We start from the raw sequence: 1,572 nt of genomic DNA on the forward strand, positions 1-1,572 counted from the left end.
TGCCAATCTGATGGCCTTCGCCGGCTACGACGTGACCAAGGAATATGTCATCAACGACGCCGGCTCGCAGATCGACGTGCTCGGCCGTTCCGCATTCCTGCGTTACCGCGAAGCGCTGGGCGACGACATCGGCGAAATACCTGCCGGTCTCTATCCCGGCGATTACCTGGTGCCTGTCGGCCAGGCGCTGGTCGCGGAATACGGCCGCTCGCTTCTGCAGATGCCCGATGACGAGGCGCTCGCCATCGTCAAGGATCGCACCATCGATGCGATGATGGCGATGATCCGCGAGGACCTTGCGATGCTCAACGTGCATCACGACGTGTTCTTCTCCGAGCGCACGCTGCACGCCGACAAAGCCAGGAAGATCCGCTCTGCGATCAACGATCTGACGCTGAAGGGCCATATCTACAAGGGCAAGCTGCCGCCGCCCAAGGGCGAGAAACCCGAAGATTGGGAGGACCGCGAGCAGACGCTGTTCCGCTCGACCGCGGTCGGCGACGACATGGACCGGGCGCTGGTCAAGTCTGATGGCTCGTTCACCTATTTCGCCGCCGACGTCGCTTATCTCAAGGACAAGGTCGATCGCGGTTTCGTCGACCTGATCTATGTGCTCGGCGCCGACCATGGCGGCTACGTCAAGCGGCTGGAGGCCCTGGCGCGGGCGATTGCCGGCGACGAGGTGAAGCTCACTGTCCTGCTGTGCAATCTGGTCAAGCTGTTTCGCGAGGGCGAACCGGTGCGCATGTCGAAGCGGTCGGGCGATTTCGTGACGCTGCGCGAAGTGGTGGAGGAGGTCGGCCGCGACGCGATCCGCTTCATGATGCTCTACCGCAAGAACGATGCGCCCCTGGATTTCGATTTCGCCAAGGTGACCGAGCAGTCCAAGGACAATCCGGTGTTCTATGTCCAGTACGCCTCGGCGCGCTGTCATTCGGTGTTCCGGCAGGCGAGCGAGCAACTGGGCGAAGCCAATTTCGACCGCAACAGCCTGGCGTCTGCCGCGGCATTGCTGACCGACGAGGGCGAGATCGGCCTGATCCGCAAGCTTGCCGAATACCCGCGGCTGATCGAGTCCGCCGCCCTTGCGCTCGAGCCGCATCGGCTGGCATTTTACCTCTATGATCTGGCTTCCAGCTTCCACGGACACTGGAACCGTGGCACGGATAATCCGGACTTACGTTTTGTTAAGGTTAACGACCGACAATTGACGCATGCCAGACTAGGGCTGGTGCAGGCTGTTTCGGACGTTTTGACGTCCGGCCTGACGTTGATCGGAGCCGCCGCGCCCACCGAAATGCGTTAGGTTTGACTAAATAACCTGTCACCTTTTGCCCACATTGCGCTGGTAAGGGCCAACCCTACGCGACGTCCATGGCGTCCGAATGAGTGCGAGTTCGGGAACAATAATGGCAGACAGAACCCAGCTGAGAGTAGCCGACAACAACGACATCGCTGACGATGATCCGTTCGCGGAACTGACCAGGATCATGGGATTCGACCCGCGCCAGCCGGTCAGGCCGCAATCGCCCGCCCAGCCGCAGGCCCCAGCCGCCGATCACGGGCTCGAAG

General features: G+C 61.5%; 1 protein-coding gene. It reads left to right on the top strand.

Annotation, left to right across the window (positions count from 1 at the left end; translation table 11 throughout):
- A partial coding sequence (locus EN939_RS33535) for an arginine--tRNA ligase (protein ID WP_127271754.1) occupies nucleotides 1-1,306 on the top strand: 1,306 nt, incomplete at its 5' end.
- Nucleotides 1,307-1,572: the final 266 nt, after the last annotated feature.

It is taken from the genome of Mesorhizobium sp. M7A.F.Ca.CA.002.05.1.1 (genome assembly GCF_003998335.1).
Taxonomy (GTDB): Bacteria; Pseudomonadota; Alphaproteobacteria; order Rhizobiales; family Rhizobiaceae; genus Mesorhizobium.